The sequence below is a fragment of the Desulfosporomusa polytropa genome (assembly GCF_055380075.1).
Window position 1 is genome coordinate 2179758 of the sequence record NZ_AP042400.1, and the last position, 19920, is coordinate 2199677.

Consider the following 19920-nt stretch of genomic DNA (forward strand, 5'->3'; position numbering starts at 1 on the left):
AGGCGCACGGACGGTGGTGCTGTCTCCCTTAAGACGACACCATCGCCCCGCGTCTTTATTTGATTTAGGGTTTGACTTTAACTAGCGAGTATTTGCCTCCCTGCTGCCTGAATAACAAAAATTCTTCCAATACCTCCCCAAATCTCTGGATAGTGTCCGTTGTATCTTTTCCTTCTTTATACAGCCGATCAAGTTCTGCAGATAGTTCCCAAATTTCATTATATAGATCAGACTCTTGTTTCTTAAAATCCAGGTATCTAATATTCATAAGTCAGTTAAACTCACCCCTCCTTATTTTATCTGGAGGCTTCTATGCCCTCCTGTAATCACCCATGAATGGGAATTTTACAGGAGGAAATTAAAAAGGATCACATATGCAGGATTATTTCTACCCTACACATGCGATCCAAATCGATTTTTGCAACAGTATCAAGATACAGAAAGAAACCCAAATAACAGAACCCGTCAGCGTGTCCTGCCAAACCTGTATCAAGATATGATACCATCGAATATTGCATGCAGTCGCACAGCCATCTGCCTTTCGCGCCAATCATTACACTCCAATTGTCAAAACTTGTAATTCAGCTAACAACCGGGTATAATAAGATTGTCGTCGTGGACAGTTCGCTGTTACGTGTAGGTGTCTGTGCACCTGCTCGTGCCTATAGGTGCGTCAACACCTATAGGACACGGCGACTTTACTTTTTAATTTCCACCTATTACTAATATTAGTACTCTTTTACATAAATTGCAAGTGTATGAAGGTAAAAAGATTGGTTTCCTAGCAAGAAACTTACACCGTCCCTTGTAAGTTAAAAAGCAGCCGGTTAGGCGGAATTAATTCCCATAACCGGCTGCTTCCAAGAAGAGACGGGACGGTGGTTGTATCTTGAGTTATAAGATTTCGGAAACCACTACGAGATGCTACCACCGTACCCGGTCTTTTCCCCTAAAAATATACGCATATTGCGACAAAAAGATAAGAAAAACCGCTAACGCAGTCCTTTGGATTTGAGCACATCAGATATCCAGTCAATCGAATACAAGGAGAGAGGTTTTACTTTTGGCATTGCCCCAAAAGTAACAAAAGGTCTAGGCCCCAAGCCTCCAAAAGCTGAAAAGCCAGGCGGTATTCCTAAAATCCGTAAACTCGCTACGCTCAGACAGTACGGATTTTTTTACGGAATACCGCCCGGCTTTTCTCCTGCGGAACGCTTTTTCCGGCAAAGGCCGAGGGGTTACGGAGTTACGGGAGTTACGAGGGTTACTGGACGCAAACAGTACAGCCACCTGTTCCGGGTTTCGTATTTGACACCCCTTGTTTTATAAGACCTCCATGACTCTTAAAAAAACTTATACTTTCTTATCTTATAAGAAAAGACTTGGCTTGTGCCAAGTCCCTCAGGACGCCGGCAGAAGCCTTAGTCGTTCTTATGTCAACAGAATTTTGTTATAAATTCTGGTAGACTGAAAAATATTTAAACTTGAAAACCTCCTACGGGTAGCTATTTCAGCTTCCCCATAGGAGGTTTTCCTCCTTATTCACCATATATCGTAATTCAAAGTCAAGACCACTCGTAAAACGGATGGCTTGCTCGCCCCCATAAGGGGCAGTTACTGGCCAGCGCCTAAAGACGCCTTTGACTCGTTGCGGGTATTTGTATTACCTGCTACCCCTTAAAGGGGTCTTCATTTTCCTTGACACTCACCGTTTCCCACCAAACTCATCAAATATCCATCTTTTAATTTCATCGCGAACGCTTCTGACGCCACTCATTATTTCGTCATCTGTTCCTTGGAAAGCAGAAGGATCGGGGAAACTATGGTGAATTACTTTTTTTCCGCCCGCAAAGTAGGGACACTCCTCCTTTGCGTTATCGCAAACGGTAACAATATAGTCAAAATCTTGACTGATAAATTCGTTAAGATGCTTAGATCGATGAGAAGATAGATCGATGCCAATTTCGGCCATTGCTCGTACTTCGAAGGAGTTTACCTGGCCCGGCTTTGTGTCCCTGCGCTGAACGCTTCGTATTCATCGCCCATCAATCCACGGAGTAGTCCTTCGGCCATCTGTGAACGAGCTGAGTTGTGGGTGCAAAGAAACAGAATGTTTTTTTGCATAAGTCCTCCATATTCATCTATATATTATAAAATACTCGTAGAAATTGCACAAAATAAAATGCACAGCAACCTCAATATTATTCCTAGCATAACCCTTTCTGATAGTCATTCACAAATTCTCGGACCTTTATTTCAATTTCATCGCGCACTTCACGGAATTTGTCGAGTTTTTTCTCATCTGTGCCTTCAAATGCAGCGGGATCATCGAACGGCCATGAAAGAAGCTTACGCACTCCAGGGAAGATTGTTGGACAACGACCTTCAGCCTTTTTGCAGACGGAAACCACATAACCGAACTGCATGCGTCCCAAGAACTCTTTCACACTTTTTGAACGCTGAGAACTTATGTCAATACCTACTTCAGCCATTACCTGCTTCGCCAATGGGTTGACTTCCTGCGGCTCGAAACCGGCGCTGTGCACTTCCAAAACATCATCACCATATTTCTTGAAAAATGCTTCCGCCATCTGGCTCCGGGCACTATTTTGCGTACAGATAATTACCAATCGAGTGCGATCCATCTGTCTCTCACCTCATTATTATATTTACATTTGTAAATATAATTAAACGACATTTTGCCTAAATCATCAATACGTAGTATGTTAAGCTTATGTTAATATTACAATTATGTGCACATGGGTGACTAACTCCCGCAATACCATCGGTTTTACGACGCTGGGCTGCTGAACAAACTGCGGTATATGGCTGAGCCAAACGGTTCGCTTAGTATTTTTGGGCACTGTGTCTCCCCCTCTTCTAAATAAAACCACTATTTGTAGTTATTATTATATTATGACTATGTAATATAATAATAACGTTATTAGTTAACTTAATCAACTATTTATTTACAGCTTCATAAAATAATAAAACAAACAGCACGTGAACGTGTGCTGTTTGTTTTATTAGCTAAGCAACAATACCGTCTGCTCCTGCCGTACCCATGGCACGGCAATCATTCTCTACACCAGCGAGATTATTTTAAAAATTTCAATATACTCTGACTGTCACCAATCTGTTCACTTAGTGTTTTTTCCGCTGCACTAACTATTTCAAGCACAGAGTGATAAACGATTCGATAAATTACCTTTTGACCATCTTTGCGAGAGTCGATTATCCCTTGTTTCTTTAAGTTGCTCAAATGCTGTGACAAATTTGACTGTTCAATGTCCAGTTCTTCAATAATCTCGCACACACAGCGTTCGCCCTGTTCCAGTGTCCGGAGAATTCTAAGTCGTACAGGATGGGCCAATGTCTTAAAAAAATCAGCCGTCAACTTTACTACTATATCTTCTGCCATACGTATTCCCTCCTAACATATATCCAATCTTATATATCAGAACTTCCGCAAAGGTTCCCAAAGTAGAGGCTACTATATAATCAAATAATATATTAGCCTTTTATCATATAATAAATCATTTTTCTTCAACATACAACCTTTTCAAAATTAAACATCGTACTACAGCAGCTATTTCAACCACCATAGGAGACTGTGTCAATTCAAGGAACCCTTTCTCTTCGTCATCAACAAACTCAGCATCAATTGTTAACTTTTCCTATAATCTGTTCGATACTCTATATAGATATACGAAATATTATGTTGAATACGATTACAGGAGAGTGAATGGTATGCCTATAGATCAAATGGGCTTGAATAACTTACTAGCTATTGTCAATCCTAAAAGTAATTTAACTGCGTTAAAAGAATATCGCGAGGGGTTACAAAAAAAATTTGAGCAAGAAGTACGTAACACGAATACTGGCAACAAGCAGGCTATCGTAGAATTGCAAGCAGTCGATAACCAGATACAACAAACCATATATGAAGAAGAAAGTCAGAAACTTGAGCTAGAGAGATTGAAAAGAGAAGCGGCCACGGCAAAAAACGCACGCGAACGAGAAAAAGCGCTGGCTAAGCATGAACGTGCTCTTGATAACGCCAGCATGAAAAAACTATATTCTGCTATTTCTAACAACTCGCAGGTCCAGACTATGGCCGGGTTAGGAATGTCTTTTTCCTTTTGTCAGCCATCTTCGGAATCAAACAACACTGCCCATCCACAATATAGCCTGGAAGGAAAAGTCGAAGAAGTAGAACGAGACCTTAAAGAATCTACTGAATATGGTATAGCGGCAGCTGAAGTCGCCCGCCGTCGGAAAAGTAACCAGTTAAAAGCTGACATCGAAGAATCTGCCTGTAAAAATGTTAAAAAAGCAAAGAGAAAAACCGTGAATATAACTATATGATTTAATTCTGTTGATTAAGGGTCCGACGATAATTTTTGAGGCTGCGGAAAATTTTGCGTAATAGTATGAAGAGTCTTCCTTTCTAACTTGAATAGGAATAAATCTATTCAAGCTAGAAAGGAAGATTTTTATGTCAGCGGTTCCAAACGAAGTTATAAAGCACTAATTTCTGATTGATGTGGGTCTGCGTTTCTTCATTTGCTTTAGGTTCCTGTTACTACCATAAAATTGGGTTATGAAATGTCTGTGTATCTTCACCCAATAATCCAGTGACAAATGTTTTCCACGCGAAAATTCGGTTATACTAAATGCGCCGACAAATTGTAGAATAGGTTTTAAAGTCAGGTGACATAGTAAAGCAAAAGTATTGGGAGCGTGTAAAAATGAATGAGAAACTAAACCCGGTAGTTTGGTTCGAGATTCCTGTGGTGGATATGGAAAGAAGCAAAGCTTTCTATGAAACAGTGTTTGATAGAAAACTAACTATTGTCAGCATGGGCCCGAGACAGATGGCTATGTTTCCGATGGAAATGGGCGTTCCCGGAGTTGGCGGGGCATTGGTGAAGGAGGAACACTTTGTGCCATCTTATGCGGGCACGATAGTATACTTTTCTGTGTCCGACATCACCGGTGCGCTGAACAGGATAGTTGCTAACAAAGGCAAAGAGCTGATCCCAAAAACCAGCATCGGAGAATACGGGTTTTGCGCTTATTTTGAGGACAGTGAGGGCAACCGAATTGGGCTACACACAATGTAACAATTCCTACCGCTTAAAGGCGGTGTGCCTACACCTTTGGGGTAAAATCTATTGTATCCCGAAAAGGATTTGATTACATGACAATAGATGGTAAGAATATACTCTATTTTGTATGGTTCAGCACAACATTAAGCCTATGTTTTTTCATACCTAAAAGCAAGATCCGTTTAGCTTTGCAGGCGTTTCTTTTTAATCAGGCTCTAACATGGCCTTTGGGGTTACTCGTTGTAGATAGGGGATTGATTCAATATCCTATACTATTTTTTGAAAACGCCAACAAAACAAGTTTCACTTTTGAGTATTTCTTCTATCCGATAGTGTGCGCATACTTTATTGTTTATTTTCCTAATACAAAGAACCTAGCAATACGTGCGATGTACTACATTATTTTTTGCTCACTTTTAACTGCAACGGAATTATTCTTGTTACACACTACCGAATTAATCAGATATATTCATTGGTATGCATACTGGACATGGATATCACTCTTTGTCATTTTTTACGTCACTCGCAAGCTCTGCCTATGGTTTTTCAAACCCACATAACTAGTACTATACTTACCTCGCTTCTGTTATATTGTTGATTCATCTTATTAGTATAAACATAACAAGCACGAGTATTATTCTCTAAGCAACATGAGCGTCAGACAGCGCAGACTCCCGCCACCTGCCAGAAGTGCATGAGGATGAAATTCTATGATTTCGATACCATTGCTATTTAGGCGTTTTTTTGTCTGCGCATTAAGAGCAATGTCATAATGAAACATAGTTTTAGCGTCAAGCGGTATAAACGAACACGCCCATTGCTGCTGTTCCTCATCTGATACCGAAATAAGTTCCATTTGACGTTCAAACATAAACTGCCTGAAATCCGCAATCTCCTGCCTGCCGTTTTGAGTAATAAGCCAACCTTTTAATAAGGCGGGCAGATATACAAGCGCCAGGTTATCGTTGACCTTTCCGAACAGCATGTCGGCATGCATATAGCGTCTGGCTTTCACAACATCGACATAAATGATTTCTGGAAATAGTGTCAGCGCATAGGAAATAAACTTTTCCACTGATACCGGACGGTGTCGCTCAGTACAGGCAACAAATGCTGTCCTGGGCGACAATATTAAAAATCCCTCAAAGTGATCGGCTTCCGCAAATTCATAGAATATAGGCACACCCAGGTTTGTTAGTGCTTCTTTAATAACAATGTCTTCGCCAACTCGCCCGAATCCCATCTTAGATAACACGGCACCATCCCGAGTAATAACTGAGCTGTCGTGTAGATAAGCCAGACTCGCTAATACATTCATTTCATCCTTGTTCTTCTGAACAAAATCCGCCAATTCATACACCTCAATTTGATGGTGCAGCAGTAAAGCTTTATAGCGCTCATGCTCAGCTAGGAACTGCTCGGCATCAGGCACTTGATCAAACATATAATACCCGGCAGTAATAGCATTCATGTTAGTTATTGATACCACAGGTTTATGTAGCATGACTGCTCTAAGTCGACCAAAACTTTCCGTGCCAAAGGTGGTTAAAGGCGATTTGATTGCCATACAGGCTCCTCCTCATGTTTAGTTATTTTAGTTTGTCTGATTCATCTCTGGTTAACCCCAAATAATCAACAGAATAGTTAACGGGGCTATCTCTCGTAGGTTCAAAAACCTATTTTGAGATGGCCCCGTTCTTAAAATTATGAATGTTTTAAGTGGAACATGGCAGGAAGGCACTGAATGGGGGTTATTTATGCCTTTACACTTTTTGCAATCGCATCAGCCAACGCATCTAGTTCTTCCTCTTGTTCCGCTTTAAGTGATGACTTGAAATCCAGTGCATCGCCGATGAGCTCGGATTTTTTGAAGTATTCTGTTACATATTCCACCATGCGGTTTTTCGCCGCTGATGCCCAGCTATGGTTGCCAATTACAGCAAATTTACGGTTTTGGAAATGCAAGCATTTGAGATCATGAAGGAAATTTTCCATGGTAAGGTACAGGTTTAGATTATACGTCGGTGCAGCCAATACCAAGTGGCTATATTTCCAAGCTTCGGCAACAATGAAGGAGGGATGGGTTTTGGATACGTCAAACATCCGCATATCAGTGATGCCGCGTAATGCCAATTTATTGGCCAAAGCATTGGCAACAGCTGCGGTGTTGCCATACATGGATGCAAAGGCAATAAGAACGCCTTTCTTTTCTGGCTCGTAACTGCTCCAGGCGTTATATTTGCCCACTATGTATTGAATCGTTTCCGGGGTACGATAGATTGGGCCATGTAGCGGTGCAATCATTTCAATGCCAAGCGGCAACAGTTTTTTCAACGCCAATTGGACTTGTGGCCCGAATTTGCCGACGATGTTGCTGTAATACCGGCGAGCATCGGCAAGATACACGGCTTCATAATCTACTTCGTCTGCGAAAATGTTGCCGTTCAGCGTACCAAAAGTACCGAACGCATCGGCGGAAAAAAGCAGCTTTTCTGTTTGTTCAAAGGTAACCGTAACTTCCGGCCAATGCACCATTGGCGCTTTGAATGATTGTAGTTTGTGCCGGCCGAGGTCGATAACATCCCCTTCGCCGACCGTAACATAGTTATCCGGACAAGGCTTTCCATAAAATTGCTCGAAGAAGGTAAAGATTTTGGCGTTGCCGACAATTTTGACGTCCGGGTACATTTCCACCAAATCCACTAAGACTGCGCAGTGGTCAGGCTCCATATGGTTGATAACAAGGTAGTCTAATTTCCGGTTCTGCAGTAAGTATTTTACATTGGTCAGAAATTGCACCCGGATTGATGCATCGACCGAGTCAATTACTGCTGTCTTTTCATCTAAAATAAGGTAGGAATTATAGCTCACCCCATTGGGCAGTGGTAACATATTTTCAAACCGTTCGGTAGAAAAATCATTGCCCCCGATCCAGTATATGTCTTTCTTAATCTCCTGTATACATTGCATAACATTCATCCTTCCGCAGCAAAAAAATTCGCTTCTATTTTTATTCCCTTTAAATTCATAAACTTACTATTTCGTTCTAGCTGATAGCAGTTTTCCAAAGACCGTGGAGGTTGCAATAAGCATAAATTTCTGCACCTATAGCAAATTTAATACTATTTCCTAGTGTCAATTCTTAAGCTTCAAGATTACTCAATAAACTCTCCATACCATCCTTTTTTTGCGTAGAATTATTATCTTTTAGTAGTAATTCTACGCAAAAAAATATTTTCCTTCTTTTTTATTACTGATTTCAAGAAAATTTCTGTTTAAAAAGTTAAAAATTTTGATAGTGTCAATAACTCATCGTTTCGTTAACTTCACGCCTACGCTGTGACTGTTCATCCTTATTTCCAGCGTTTAAATTAATTATACAATAAATGTTATTCAAATTTGATATTAATTTCGACAATCTCTGGTTGATTGCCAAGTCTTATTGGAGGGCCCCACGTACCATAGCCGCAAGACACAATAAGTTGATACTCATCTTTTTTTAGATAGCCCCAGTCTTGTTCATATATTCGTTTAGTGATCAGATTATTGGGGAAGAACTGACCATTGTGTGTATGGCCGGATACTTGAAGATCCACACCTTGTTGAGCTGCTTCATTAATGCGTGATGGTTGGTGATCCATTACTATTATTGTTTTCTTTTTATCAATATCTTTCATTATATCTGCAAGTGTCCCTGTTCCTCTGGAGGCATATCGGATAGCAGAAAGATCATCACGACCTACAATATAAATTGCATCACCAATCGTGGTCCATTGATCTTGAAGAACAGTAATACCGCTATTTTTTAATAGTGAAACCGCTAAGGCTGGTTGTCCGCTAATATATTCATGGTTGCCAAGAACTGCATATGATCCAAACCGAGCTTTTACATTTCGAAGTGGTTCTGCAATCTTGTTGTTTGTCACATAGGTAGCATCATCATCAATTTGATCGCCAGCATATAAGACTATATCCGGGTTCAGTTCATTTAAGGATTTTACTAATCGTTCCACGCGATCAATTCCAATGACTCGGCCCATATGAATGTCTGACACCAAAGCAATCTTTAAATTATCAATACCTTCGGCCTTTTTATTGATCGAGATATCATAGCGGGTTACTACTGGGTTTAACGCATTCCAAGCACCGTAAGCTAACATTCCCAGGAGGATAAATAAAACTATATAGCCCTGGTTAGTCATGTCTTTAGCTATAGCCGGTAAAAAGTTTAATCTTTTATCGACGATTTTTACTATATCTACTATAAGCCACAGCAGCACAGACCAATATGTTACAGCTAGCCACCAATCACCGATGATAAATAAGCTTTCGGTCTTTGCTATTCCCGCCCATGCCAAGATACGTGAGAGGATAGGGGCAGCTGCTATTAATATAAATACAACCCAATAAAATATTGACGGAACGGTTACAACTGTTTTTAACCAGTAAAAAAAACGATTCCCAATATATACGTTAGCCAGTCCATAGACGATTGAGAAGGTTAGAAGAAATCCCATATTAGCCTCCTGAAAAAATAATCACTTTTTCATACTACAACGTAAAAATTAAAAACGCAAATAGAAGGACAGATAACTTTTCATTTTAACATCATGCTTTCTAAAGAACAGCGAAATAATAGCCTGTTAAGGTCTTGTTCCCTTAACAGGCTTATTGTTTTTATCGCTATTCAATTACACATTCAATGTCACCTATTTTATAAGTCATTGGTGCCGGCGGCTTTATTTGCGGCATCAATTGCCTGATGGGCTAAATCAATCGCCTGGCCTAGTGTGTTAAGCTCCTGCACAGGGTTGTGAAAACCCATACTATTGGCTGCGGCAACATAGTCCCAGTACCACTGGGCCTGACGCAAAAGTTCGCGGGCATTGGCCAACTCAGTCTGATTGGCGGCGCTATTTGCACCAGCCTTTTGAATAGCATCATGCGCTCTAGCAATATTTTGTCCTGCCGTATGCTGAAGCTGCCAAACATTATCCTGGAAGGCTTTTACCTGGCTGAATAACAGTTCTTTTCCTTGCGTATGACATGGCGAACAAGATTCATCCAGTGTTTTAAGTGGACTTGTTATCCAATGAGAAGTGTATTTTTGCCCACTTTTACGCATATATGGCATATGACAGTCAGCACAGGAAACACCAAATTGGCCATGAACACCATTCTGCCATTCTTCATAGTCTGGATGTTGCGCTTTTAAGACAGGTACCTGAGAGTCTGTATGGATAAAATCCTGGGTAAAACCGTTCGGTTTGGTTGAATAGTATTCATACATTTGCTGTGGCGTCAACCCTTTATCCCATGGAAAGATAACCTTGGAAGTTGCTGGTTCAAAATAGTATTCAGAATGGCATTGAGCACAAACATAGCTACGCATTTCCTCTCTGCTAGCTTTGCTCACATCAATGCCCCGTTTCTGCATGGCCTCAATAAAGGCGGGGTTAATGACTCGAAGACCCATTGTTTCTGGATCATGGCAATTAGCACAGTTGACAGGATGCTTAGCGTTAGCGTTATCCATCAATTCAGTAAGCGGCTTACTGGCATAGCTCCAACCCATCTCTTTGTAAGCTTGCTCTATGTAAGGAGTTTTACAGGTAATACAGCCGCCTTTAGCTGTTGGGCCAATCCGTTTGGATTCACGCAGATCTTCCAATGCATAGGGGTGTCCTCTATCTTCAGTATAATCTTTGCTAAACGGATTGCCTTTAAAATTAGTGTATAACTCTGGCTGCATCTCGGCTTTTTGCACTTTGACGCTGCCGCCGTAACCGGTCGGCGACGGTGCCGTTTCTAAATTCTTCTTATAGCCGGCATACTCTAACGGATAATTTTTACCCCATATCTCAGCATCATATTCGCCAGCAGAAAGCTTAACAAGTTTAACTGTTGACTGTGGTTTGAAAATCCAAACTCGACTGATAACTACACCGGTAAACAGAACAACAAGCGTTAAAAATGCAATCAGCAATTTTTGAGTTCTATTCAACAGAAACTCCCTCCTTAACAACAATCGGGTTATGAATCATACCCCGGTGACACTTCGTACACGATTGTCCACCTGTGGACATAAAGGTATTGGCAACCGTGTGAGCATGGCAACGTAGGCAGTTGCGTTCGATAATTGCTCTTCCTTTAGTGCTCACCCTAATCGTGTCAGGATAGTCCCGCAAGAATTCGTGGTAAGTGTCGTTCATACCAGTTTGATTTTTTACAATCAACTTTTCAACAATATTTTCTTGGGGTAAGTGGCAGTCGCCACAAGTAAACTGACGATGGTTTGAAACTTGCCACGTGGCTGCAACATATTTCATAGAGTGACAACTGCTGCAAAAGGAGGCCTTATCCGCATACGCTATGCCACCGCCAGCAATAGCCAAACCAACAACAGCGGCTAGAGCCCCCATGAGTATCAGCTTAATGCTGTTCCTTTCCAAATACTTCTTCCAGTCCAAAATGCCACCTCCCTGATTAGCTTCATGCCCGCACTACTATTTGCTCTATTAGATTTCCAATCTTGGAATTGTTTATGCACTGGACTGGATAAACCAATCAACAAAAAACTTGAACTTGCCCCCACTACTGGAAATAAAAAAAGGCTACCGACAGGTAGTCTTTTAAAAAAATTCAGCCTCAGATAGACACTTCTACTACTCTTTAAATTTTAAACGTCTGGATTTCAATTTGCAATTCTTCTGCCAATTTCGCTAGGCTTTGACTACTAGCTGCAATTTGCTCCATAGACGCGGATTGCTCCTCAGTTGCTGCTGAAACTGTTTGTGTATGTCCTAGAGCATTTTTGCTTATAGTATCAATTCCCCTTACTGCTGAAACAATATGTTGACTATCGGTTGCCATTTGTTGCATATTAGTTGAAATATCTTCGATTTGTTCAGAAACTTCCGTCACAAGAGTAGCAATATTATCAAAATAGTGACCCGCTAAGGTTACTACTTCCGTTCCTCTTTTTACTTCCTTAGTACCATCATTCATTGCCACAACAGCACTATCCGTATCTTTCTGTATTTCACTAATCAAACCAGCTATTTGTTTTGCGGCTTCTTGGGATTGCTCAGCTAATTTCCTAACTTCTTCGGCAACAACTGCAAACCCTCTTCCCTGCTCTCCTGCCCTAGCGGCCTCTATTGCTGCATTTAAAGCAAGCAGATTCGTTTGTCCGGCAATACCCGATATAGTATCAACAATTTGTCCAATTTCTTTAGAGCGTTCCCCAAGCTTCGAGACAACTAGTGCAGAATTATTTACTGTTTTTTCGATATTTGCCATTTGTTCATTAGCGTTAGCAATAGCCTCTAGGCCTTCTGACGCCGTTTGAGCAGTTTTGTTTGTAGAGCTTGCAACAACATTACTATTCGCTGCAGCTTGTTGGACATTTACTGACATATGCTCGATTGTAATAGAAGTATCATCAATAGCCTTTGATTGTTTTTCTGCTCCGCTCGCCACTTCCATAATCGTTAAGGCTACCTGAGTGGCGGCTTGTGCAGATTGTTCTGAACTTGCGGTTAATTGCTCGGATGAGGCCGCTAGTTGCTCTGCCGACTGAGCAACATTTTTTATAAGAGTTCGGAGATGTTCAGCCATATTATTGACAGCCTTAATTAGCTGCCCAACCTCGTCTTTAGAATTAAAGTTAACGCCCTGTATTGCTAGGTTTCCATTTGAAATTTCTTGCACGTTAGCAACTACAGCAATCAATGGTTTAGATATAATTCTTGCTACCCACCACCCTAATCCTAATGCAAGCATAATGGATATTAACGGAATATAGCTGAGCATTCTATTTGCAAAGTCAAAGTCTAGATCATTTTGCGTGTTAATCTCGTCGGCTGTTTTAGAATTGTATTCTGCAAGTTCGTCACCAAGTTTATTCATAGTAGTAAGGTGAGGCAAGGCATGAATTCTATAGTACTCGTAAGCATCTAGCTTTTGTCCATTAGATGCTAAATCTAACGATTTTTGTCGTTCGACTCTATATGATTTCAGTACTTCTTTTATTTGCGAAATTTTCTCTGTTTGAAATAGGTCAAGATTTGTTTTTTCGTAATCAGCCATTATTTTATCATTTTCATCTTTCAATTTAGCAAATTGTTGAGTAAATTCTTGTGCTTTAGCGTTATCATTATTTAATACTATCAATTGTATCGAAATAGCTTCACCTGCTCTAATATTGACCCTAAATGAATTTATCCATTTGATCGGTAATAACTTCTCTTTATACATTTTAGACATGTCCATATTTGCTTTTTGATTAAAGTAAAAACCTGTAAAGCCGATTAATCCCATTCCAATTGCCATCAAAACAATAAGGCTGATAATTTTTGTTGCTGTGTTTAAGTTTTTGAACATTAATGCGCCTTCTCTCATTTTTATTATCATTATTTTGTCTTTTAGGTTAAAGCTTTATCAAGATGCAAAAGATAGCACACTACTACATTTGACTCATTCCTTAAAAATAATAGGCCACCAGATTGCATAGAGTTGTTATATAAACTCAATTTGCAACCTGGCAGCCATAACATTTTTGTCTTAGACCCACGGTTTTGCGTCCCCACTTTTCAATGAGTTTGCCCAAAGCTTAATTAATTTTATGTAAATTTTACCACCATTTAAATTACAAGTCTAGCTAAAAAATTCGTTTTTTATAACGATCCCCCATCCGTAGTTTAAGTTTCCTACGAATGGGGGTACTTTGTCATTATCAAGCTGTACCACTTCCCATTACTAACTGTATTTTTTCGGCGACTGCAACATCCGCGGGAGCAAAATCGTACTGGTTCAATTCATGAATATCTACCCAAGCAAACATGTCGTGATCAGTCAATACTGGTTCTCCTTCGACCCACTCCGCCCAATAAAATAGCAAGTGTATCGGACCCCGTGAGTGTTGATGACAAACAGACATAAAGTGGTCTCTCGTGCATACTTGCATATTTAATTCCTCAAATATCTCCCGTTCAAGGCCTTGTTGAGGAGTTTCATTTTTTTCGATTTTACCGCCTGGAAACTCCCATTTACCATTTAACTCTGGTGGAAACGTTCGTCTTGCAATTAAAAGTTTGTTATTTCTTTTTATTAAACCTGCAACTACTTCTTTCATGGATGTAATCTCCTAAAAATCAAATCCGGACCAGGTGATAGGTTTAGAGCGATCGCAGCAACAAAGAATACCGCCCAGTAAGCATAATCCATGTTATCATCCATTTCCTATGAACTACATACTTCTAAATAAACCAATTACTTTACCAGCAATAGAAACGTTTTCGGCATAGATAGGTTCCATTGAATTGTTTTCCGGCTGAAGCCGAATTCGTCCGCTTTCCTTGAAGAACCGTTTTACAGTAGCTTCTTCGTTATCAATTAAAGCTACCACAATATCTCCATTGCTAGCATTATTTTGCTGCCGGACAAGCAAGTAGTCTCCATCCAAGATACCTGCATTAATCATACTTTCGCCCTTAACAGATAGCATAAACACGTTATCTTCGCTACCTATCAACTCAGCAGGCAGCGGATAGGTTTCTTCTACATTTTCAATAGCAAGAATCGGCTGACCGGCAGTAACTAGGCCAACGAGAGGAACTGGAATAACCGTCTTTTGTCGCCACGACGCTTCGTCGAGTACGTCAATTGCGCGAGGTTTGGTTGGATCACGTTTTATATAACCCAAAGATTCCAGTTTAGTCAGATATGAATGTACTGTAGAACTGCTGCTAAGTCCGACTGCTTCTCCTATTTCCCGAACAGACGGAGGATACCCCTTAGCCCGAAGGTTTTCTCTTATATAATCCAATATTTGTTTTTGCCTTTTGTTTAGAGAACTATCGGTCATTTTCATCACCCCGATGCTAATCATACCATAAATCAGCAGAAAAAAGAACACTGGTTCGACAATTTTGTCGAACATACTTACGGGGAACATATGTACTATAATATGATAAATACAAGAAAAACACGGCATTTTGCGATAATGGCCGTGGTTTAATTTATTTCGACCGCAGTATATATTTATATAGACCCTTAGCGAGAGGTAATCAAATCAGGATAATTTGTTTGAAACCTTCCTATCGGGAGCATAAGCCAGAATCCGATTTTACTCCTTGGACAGAAACCTTTTTGTGAAGTGTAGTATATAGACCGTTGATTTGGTCTGTAACCATGAGGATATTGTACTTTGCTTGAATATGGTGATAGGCTTGAATACCAATCTCCTGAATTTTTTGTTGATTGCATAATAGCGACACCGCCGCTTTGCTCAACGCAGTGCTATCTCCGCTGGCAAAAAGAATGCCAGTTTTATCCGGTTGGATCAGTTCATTACAGCCTCCTATGTCGGAGGCAATACAAGCAACACCGCAGGCCATGGCTTCAAGCAGGGCATTAGGTAAGCCTTCTTTACGCGAAGGAAAAATAAATACGTCTGAACATTGTAAATAAGGAGCAGTATCTTGTACTTCGCCAGCATATATTATGCTATCTTCTCCTGTTTTTTTCAACTTTTTCAATTTTTCCACCTCAGTCAGTGAACCGCCGCCTACGACTACCAAGCAAGCTTCCGGACAGTTGGCATGGATAAGCGGCCATGCCGCTATTAGCAAATCAACCCCTTTTCGATACATCAGGCGGCTGGCGTAGAGTAGTATTTGTTTATCAGTAGGTAAGCCGAGTTGCTCCCGCAGTAGTCTTTGTTCACAAGAAGACACAGGGTGAAATTGCCCCATATTTACACCATTGGGTATCAAGTGGATGCGTTCTGGTAAGAAGCCTATTTTAGGCATTTGCTCGCTGATTTCTTTGCTGATAGCCAAATAAGCGGATGCTTTTTGGGAAACATAATTGAGCAGCCGCCTAAGCGGTCGCCATTTGCGCGGGAATATTCGGTCGGCTGAAAGCCGGACAAAGAACCGCCCGGCTATGGTAATCTTCAGCACTGATGGAATTCCGAGTAATCTGCATAGCCCAATGGCAACCACACTGAACAAGTGCTGACCATGAATATGTACAATGTCGCATTTATTTCTAGCTAGAAAAAGTAATGATAAAGTTTCTAAAGTTCTTAGACTGGGAGGCCACACCCTGAACACTTCAACTCCGTCAATTACTTCATAAAATTCACTTTTAAAGGTACGCTTCTTCGAGATAATTGTAATTTTATGACCTTTTTCTTTTAGCTGCCTTAATTGCGTTTCAGCTTGGAGTTCAGCCCCAGTGTTGGCATAGCCTTTCTCCTGATACGCTGAAACCAACATATATATATGCATTTTAACCTCCAGAAATATTCCATTAACTTCCATTAGTTGCTATAAGAGATCATTTTTTCTTTCTTTTCGATCTTTTTCGATAGAGTATATATTTAAAGTATATATTGGCATTATGAAATTAGAATGAAAAATTGAGATTAGTATTGACGTATGGTACGATTATATTTTTGTTATATTATGACATAATTATTTCTTATACAGATTATCGTTTTATTAACTTCGTGTTAATATTTATACTGTTAATCACGCTTTTTTTGCATTTGAATACTAAGAATAATGCTATGTCAAACTATTTACTCCGATATAATTATAAAGACCCTGCGCTACGTAAATAAACGTCGCGCAGAGTCTAATTTTCCAGCAATAATAGAAGGTTGCTTCGTCTGAAAAAGTTCCACTATATATCATTTTTATGAATAGTACTTTCAGTTTCAGAACCCTTATCCCTGCCTTACCGTTTCCGGCGTTCCATTAGAATATCAAAAAACATCTTTTTTTCAGTAATTGCTTTCATTATACCAGGCTTATCTTCTTCCAGGGCTATTTGCAATTGTTCTTCTAACCTAGCGATTTCTTTACGTAATTCGATTTCTGGAGGAAGCGATCCCGAGTTTCTTAATGTCAAAAATGCCGCCCGTTCCTCCGGGGGAATAAATCGTAGATCGACAAGTTTTTGAGCTTTTCCCTTACCGGGTAAGTCATCAAAAGCCCCCTGGTCAATTGCCTTTTTAATGTTTCGCTCTATTATCCGGCTTATCCCGTCCATCGTTCATTGCCTCCTTGAGTTTAATCCCAAAGCCACCACGCCACATAGCATTCTTAGCGCTCTTGAAGAATTATTCGGCCTTCATCGCCATCAACGGTAACGATTTGGCCATCTTGAATAGCCTTCATAACACCTGGTACGTTAATTACTGTTGGGATCCCATATTCTCTAGCAATAATTGCTCCATGCGAAATATAGCCTCCGGTTTCCATTATCACAGCACAAGCTTTCAAAAACAGAGGAGTCCACCCCGGATCGGTAGAAGGGGCCACCAGGACCTCGCCCGGCTGCAGTTTATTTCCCTCGCCAGGATGATTGATCAATCGGGCTGTACCAGTGGCTTTACCGACTGCCGCTCCTACGCCCTGCAAGTAATTGCCTGAGGAAATGATGATAGCAGGCTGCGAGTACGTTATATTATCACCCTGGATAATGTCCGGAGGAATGAGCAACTCATTGGCTTTATGAGTTACCATGCGATCTTGCACCAAGCTTTTAAGTCCCATCCCATTCCATTCCCCGCGTAATATAGAGAATATCTCGGGCCAGGTACAGAAGAAAATATCGGATGGCTCGTCTATAAGCTCCCGTCTGGCAAAACGGTCGCCCAACTCTAGCGCCATAGAACGGTAGGGCTGCAAAGCCATGACCAAAACCGATTTGGCCATTTCCCGTAATCCGGCTCCCTGCTGGGCATCTATTATCATTTTGCGAATTCCCTCCAGTTTGTCAGCAGAAAGTAAAGCGGTGATTTCCGCCCAGGCCTGGTTAAACTTTTCCTTTTGACGAGATCGCAAGTCGTCCAGATTGGCAGTGGCCATCGTTGTCCTTATAATATCCAAAAGATAGGAAGGATCTTCCTGCCAACGAGGATTGATGATGTCCAATTCATAGATAGCTCTATGACCATATTCTTTTATGAATTTATGGAAAGCTTGTTTGAACGACGAATTTTCTGGAAGCTGTTGTTCCCAGAAAAGCGGGGTAAAAGGACGATTGTTAAAGTATCGGACTGCATAATCGTCCTGGCGGGCCTGTTCGGCCAATTCAACCAGACGATACCCATGATCGGCGCTGGTTATTGATGCATCTCCTCCCGCCATCAAGCCGTTTATAACCATGGGGGTCTTGGGGCCTAACACCCCAAACAGGTTTTGCATTAGAATTCCTAGCGGTAGCCCCCCGGCTCCACTTAACCAGGTGTATTTTCCACTATAGGATTTAACGATTTTGCCCAATGCCTCAAAATTATCTATCAATGTGTGGTCCGGTAAAGATTCAAATCCTTCTCCAGCCAGGTTGTTAGCAGCGACAGCCACTCCAGAAAGGATGTCATTTGCATTGGCAGCGGTCTCAGCAATTAGGGCCATACTCTGCATAGCTGTTTTTTGCCTCCGCACGCCTGCTTCCCCTTCGAAAGGGCTCTGATCGTCGATTTCAATTTCCGGCTGGTGCCCTCCCCAGATAAAAGTTAGATCTCGGGGTAATGTTCCATTACAATCGTAGTGAGCCCAATATACTGCCGACATATTGCAGTATAAGCGGCCATTAAAGAACCGGGAAAATTCAATTCCATCTGGTACCGGGTAGCCGGGATTGGAAAAGGCGGTAGTCCAAATAGTATCAATGATATCTTTCAGTATTTGTCTATGCAGAGGGGATAAGACGATGGGAACCGCATCCCGGTAATTGGCATTAGACCACACCGTAAGCTGATTTTTAATAGCCTCGAAAGTACAATCTGGCAAAGTGGTAACCGGTCGGGCCTGAAGCAGGACAAAGTCATTGCCGTCAAAAGCCCATTCTATGTCTTGCGGTTCTTCGCCATTTCCCAAAGAGTCGAAAACACGGGTTATCAATAAGCCTAATCTTTTAATTTCTTCGTCATTTAAAGCCGGTTCTGACCTTAGATCGTCGTAAGGAGCTAGATATATCCCGCCGTTTTCTTTGGTTCTGGTCACGCCTAGCTTGGAACCTATTTTTTTTGCTTTAATTTCTGGCAGAAAGGTATAGACAGGGGGAGCGAGAAAGTAGGTATCAGGCTCTATGGCTCCACTTACCACGGATTCTCCCAGACCGAAGTTAGCATTGATTACATAGATATCTCGACGGCCACTCTGAGGGTCACAGCTAAAAGCCACTCCGGCCGACCGGGCCTCAACCATCTCCATAATGACAACAGCAGGCAATAATTTGAGGTCATCTATGTTCTGTTTGCGACGATAGGCTACGGCCCGGGGCGTCCACTGTGATGCATAGCAGCCCTTGATCGCTTCCATGATGTTTTCCAAACCTCTAACATTTAGGAAGCTATCATGAATGCCGGCGAAAGATGCCTGTCGCGAATCCTCCGCTGAAGCCGAAGATCTAACTGCTACTGCTTTATTGTCTAATCCCTCGGCAACTAACCTTTCCTGTATGGCTTCAACAACTATAGGCGGTATTGTTGCATTTATTATTTGTTCTCGTAAGCGGTAGAGGAGATGATCGGCCTCGCCAAGGTTCTCACTATTTATTTGGAGGGAGGTTAATTTTAAAAAATCGCTAAGTTCGTTATAGTCAATAAATTCTTGAAAAGCTACAGTTGTAAGCACAGAGCCACACGGAATTTTAAAGCCATACCGGTTCAATCTGGACAGATTCCAAGCCTTTCCCCCAACTACATTGACGCCGAGTGGAAAAGCTTCTCTCCAGGAGACTACATAAGTATTCGCACTCTTTTGCATATGATCTCTTCTCCTTAGTG

General features: G+C 41.2%; 19 protein-coding genes and 1 riboswitch. Of the genes, 3 read left to right on the top strand and 16 right to left on the bottom strand.

The window, feature by feature from the left end; translation table 11 throughout:
• Window positions 1–64: 64 nt before the first annotated feature.
• From ACZ449_RS12060 to ACZ449_RS12080, 5 genes are all read right to left on the bottom strand, one after another.
• Window positions 65–268 carry a hypothetical protein gene (locus ACZ449_RS12060; protein ID WP_464261245.1) on the bottom strand — a complete coding sequence of 68 codons (204 nt, stop codon included), beginning with the start codon at window positions 266–268 and terminating at the stop codon, window positions 65–67.
• A 1437-nt stretch (window positions 269–1705) separates the two neighbouring features.
• Complete coding sequence (locus ACZ449_RS12065; protein ID WP_464261246.1) at window positions 1706–1972, bottom strand: arsenate reductase ArsC; 267 nt, start codon at window positions 1970–1972, stop codon at window positions 1706–1708.
• A gap of 20 nt (window positions 1973–1992) precedes the next feature.
• The gene (locus tag ACZ449_RS12070) at window positions 1993–2124 is read right to left on the bottom strand and encodes an arsenate reductase/protein-tyrosine-phosphatase family protein (RefSeq protein ID WP_464261247.1); all 132 of its coding nucleotides are present in this window, start codon (window positions 2122–2124) and stop codon (window positions 1993–1995) included.
• A gap of 83 nt (window positions 2125–2207) precedes the next feature.
• Window positions 2208–2645, bottom strand: a complete 438-nt coding sequence (locus ACZ449_RS12075; RefSeq protein ID WP_464261248.1) for an arsenate reductase ArsC — start codon at window positions 2643–2645, stop codon at window positions 2208–2210.
• Window positions 2646–3097: 452 nt separating this feature from the next.
• Entirely contained in the window at window positions 3098–3421 is a 324-nt protein-coding gene (locus ACZ449_RS12080; protein WP_464261249.1) for an ArsR/SmtB family transcription factor, read from the bottom strand.
• A 329-nt stretch (window positions 3422–3750) separates the two neighbouring features.
• Between ACZ449_RS12080 and ACZ449_RS12085 the strand changes: the two genes are divergently transcribed.
• The 3 genes from ACZ449_RS12085 (at window position 3751) to ACZ449_RS12095 (ending at window position 5671) form a co-directional block, all read left to right on the top strand.
• The gene (locus tag ACZ449_RS12085; protein ID WP_464261250.1) at window positions 3751–4368 is read left to right on the top strand and encodes a hypothetical protein; all 618 of its coding nucleotides are present in this window, start codon (window positions 3751–3753) and stop codon (window positions 4366–4368) included.
• 383 nt (window positions 4369–4751) lie between these two features.
• The gene (locus tag ACZ449_RS12090; RefSeq protein ID WP_464261251.1) at window positions 4752–5126 is read left to right on the top strand and encodes a VOC family protein; all 375 of its coding nucleotides are present in this window, start codon (window positions 4752–4754) and stop codon (window positions 5124–5126) included.
• Between the two features lie 77 nt (window positions 5127–5203).
• Window positions 5204–5671, top strand: a complete 468-nt coding sequence (locus tag ACZ449_RS12095; RefSeq protein ID WP_464261252.1) for a CBO0543 family protein — start codon at window positions 5204–5206, stop codon at window positions 5669–5671.
• Window positions 5672–5745: 74 nt separating this feature from the next.
• Here the strand turns inward: ACZ449_RS12095 and ACZ449_RS12100 are convergent, their stop codons facing one another.
• The 11 genes from ACZ449_RS12100 to ACZ449_RS12150 form a co-directional block, all read right to left on the bottom strand.
• Window positions 5746–6678 (bottom strand): arginine deiminase family protein, encoded by a 933-nt coding sequence (locus tag ACZ449_RS12100; protein WP_464261253.1) that lies wholly within the window; start codon window positions 6676–6678, stop codon window positions 5746–5748.
• Between the two features lie 188 nt (window positions 6679–6866).
• Entirely contained in the window at window positions 6867–8081 is a 1215-nt protein-coding gene (locus tag ACZ449_RS12105) for an FprA family A-type flavoprotein (RefSeq protein ID WP_464261254.1), read from the bottom strand.
• Between the two features lie 419 nt (window positions 8082–8500).
• Complete coding sequence (locus ACZ449_RS12110) at window positions 8501–9628, bottom strand: metallophosphoesterase (protein ID WP_464261255.1); 1128 nt, start codon at window positions 9626–9628, stop codon at window positions 8501–8503.
• A 197-nt stretch (window positions 9629–9825) separates the two neighbouring features.
• Complete coding sequence (locus ACZ449_RS12115) at window positions 9826–11115, bottom strand: ammonia-forming cytochrome c nitrite reductase subunit c552 (RefSeq protein WP_464261256.1); 1290 nt, start codon at window positions 11113–11115, stop codon at window positions 9826–9828.
• Window positions 11108–11581 (bottom strand): cytochrome c3 family protein, encoded by a 474-nt coding sequence (locus ACZ449_RS12120; protein ID WP_464261257.1) that lies wholly within the window; start codon window positions 11579–11581, stop codon window positions 11108–11110. The genes ACZ449_RS12115 and ACZ449_RS12120 overlap by 8 nt, the downstream gene beginning before the upstream one ends.
• 202 nt (window positions 11582–11783) lie before the next feature.
• A complete protein-coding gene (locus ACZ449_RS12125; protein ID WP_464261258.1) occupies window positions 11784–13526 on the bottom strand; it encodes a methyl-accepting chemotaxis protein in 1743 nt (580 codons plus the stop codon).
• 118 nt (window positions 13527–13644) lie between these two features.
• Window positions 13645–13729: riboswitch (cyclic di-GMP riboswitch) on the bottom strand.
• A 119-nt stretch (window positions 13730–13848) separates the two neighbouring features.
• Entirely contained in the window at window positions 13849–14247 is a 399-nt protein-coding gene (locus tag ACZ449_RS12130) for a (deoxy)nucleoside triphosphate pyrophosphohydrolase (RefSeq protein ID WP_464261259.1), read from the bottom strand.
• Window positions 14248–14361: 114 nt separating this feature from the next.
• Window positions 14362–14985, bottom strand: coding sequence for a transcriptional repressor LexA (lexA, locus tag ACZ449_RS12135; protein WP_464261865.1), 624 nt, complete (start codon window positions 14983–14985; stop codon window positions 14362–14364).
• Window positions 14986–15211: 226 nt separating this feature from the next.
• Complete coding sequence (locus ACZ449_RS12140; RefSeq protein ID WP_464261260.1) at window positions 15212–16408, bottom strand: glycosyltransferase family 4 protein; 1197 nt, start codon at window positions 16406–16408, stop codon at window positions 15212–15214.
• A gap of 451 nt (window positions 16409–16859) precedes the next feature.
• Complete coding sequence (locus tag ACZ449_RS12145) at window positions 16860–17174, bottom strand: DnaJ family domain-containing protein (RefSeq protein ID WP_464261261.1); 315 nt, start codon at window positions 17172–17174, stop codon at window positions 16860–16862.
• Window positions 17175–17227: 53 nt separating this feature from the next.
• Window positions 17228–19900 carry a PEP/pyruvate-binding domain-containing protein gene (locus ACZ449_RS12150; protein WP_464261262.1) on the bottom strand — a complete coding sequence of 891 codons (2673 nt, stop codon included), beginning with the start codon at window positions 19898–19900 and terminating at the stop codon, window positions 17228–17230.
• Window positions 19901–19920 lie beyond the last annotated feature (20 nt).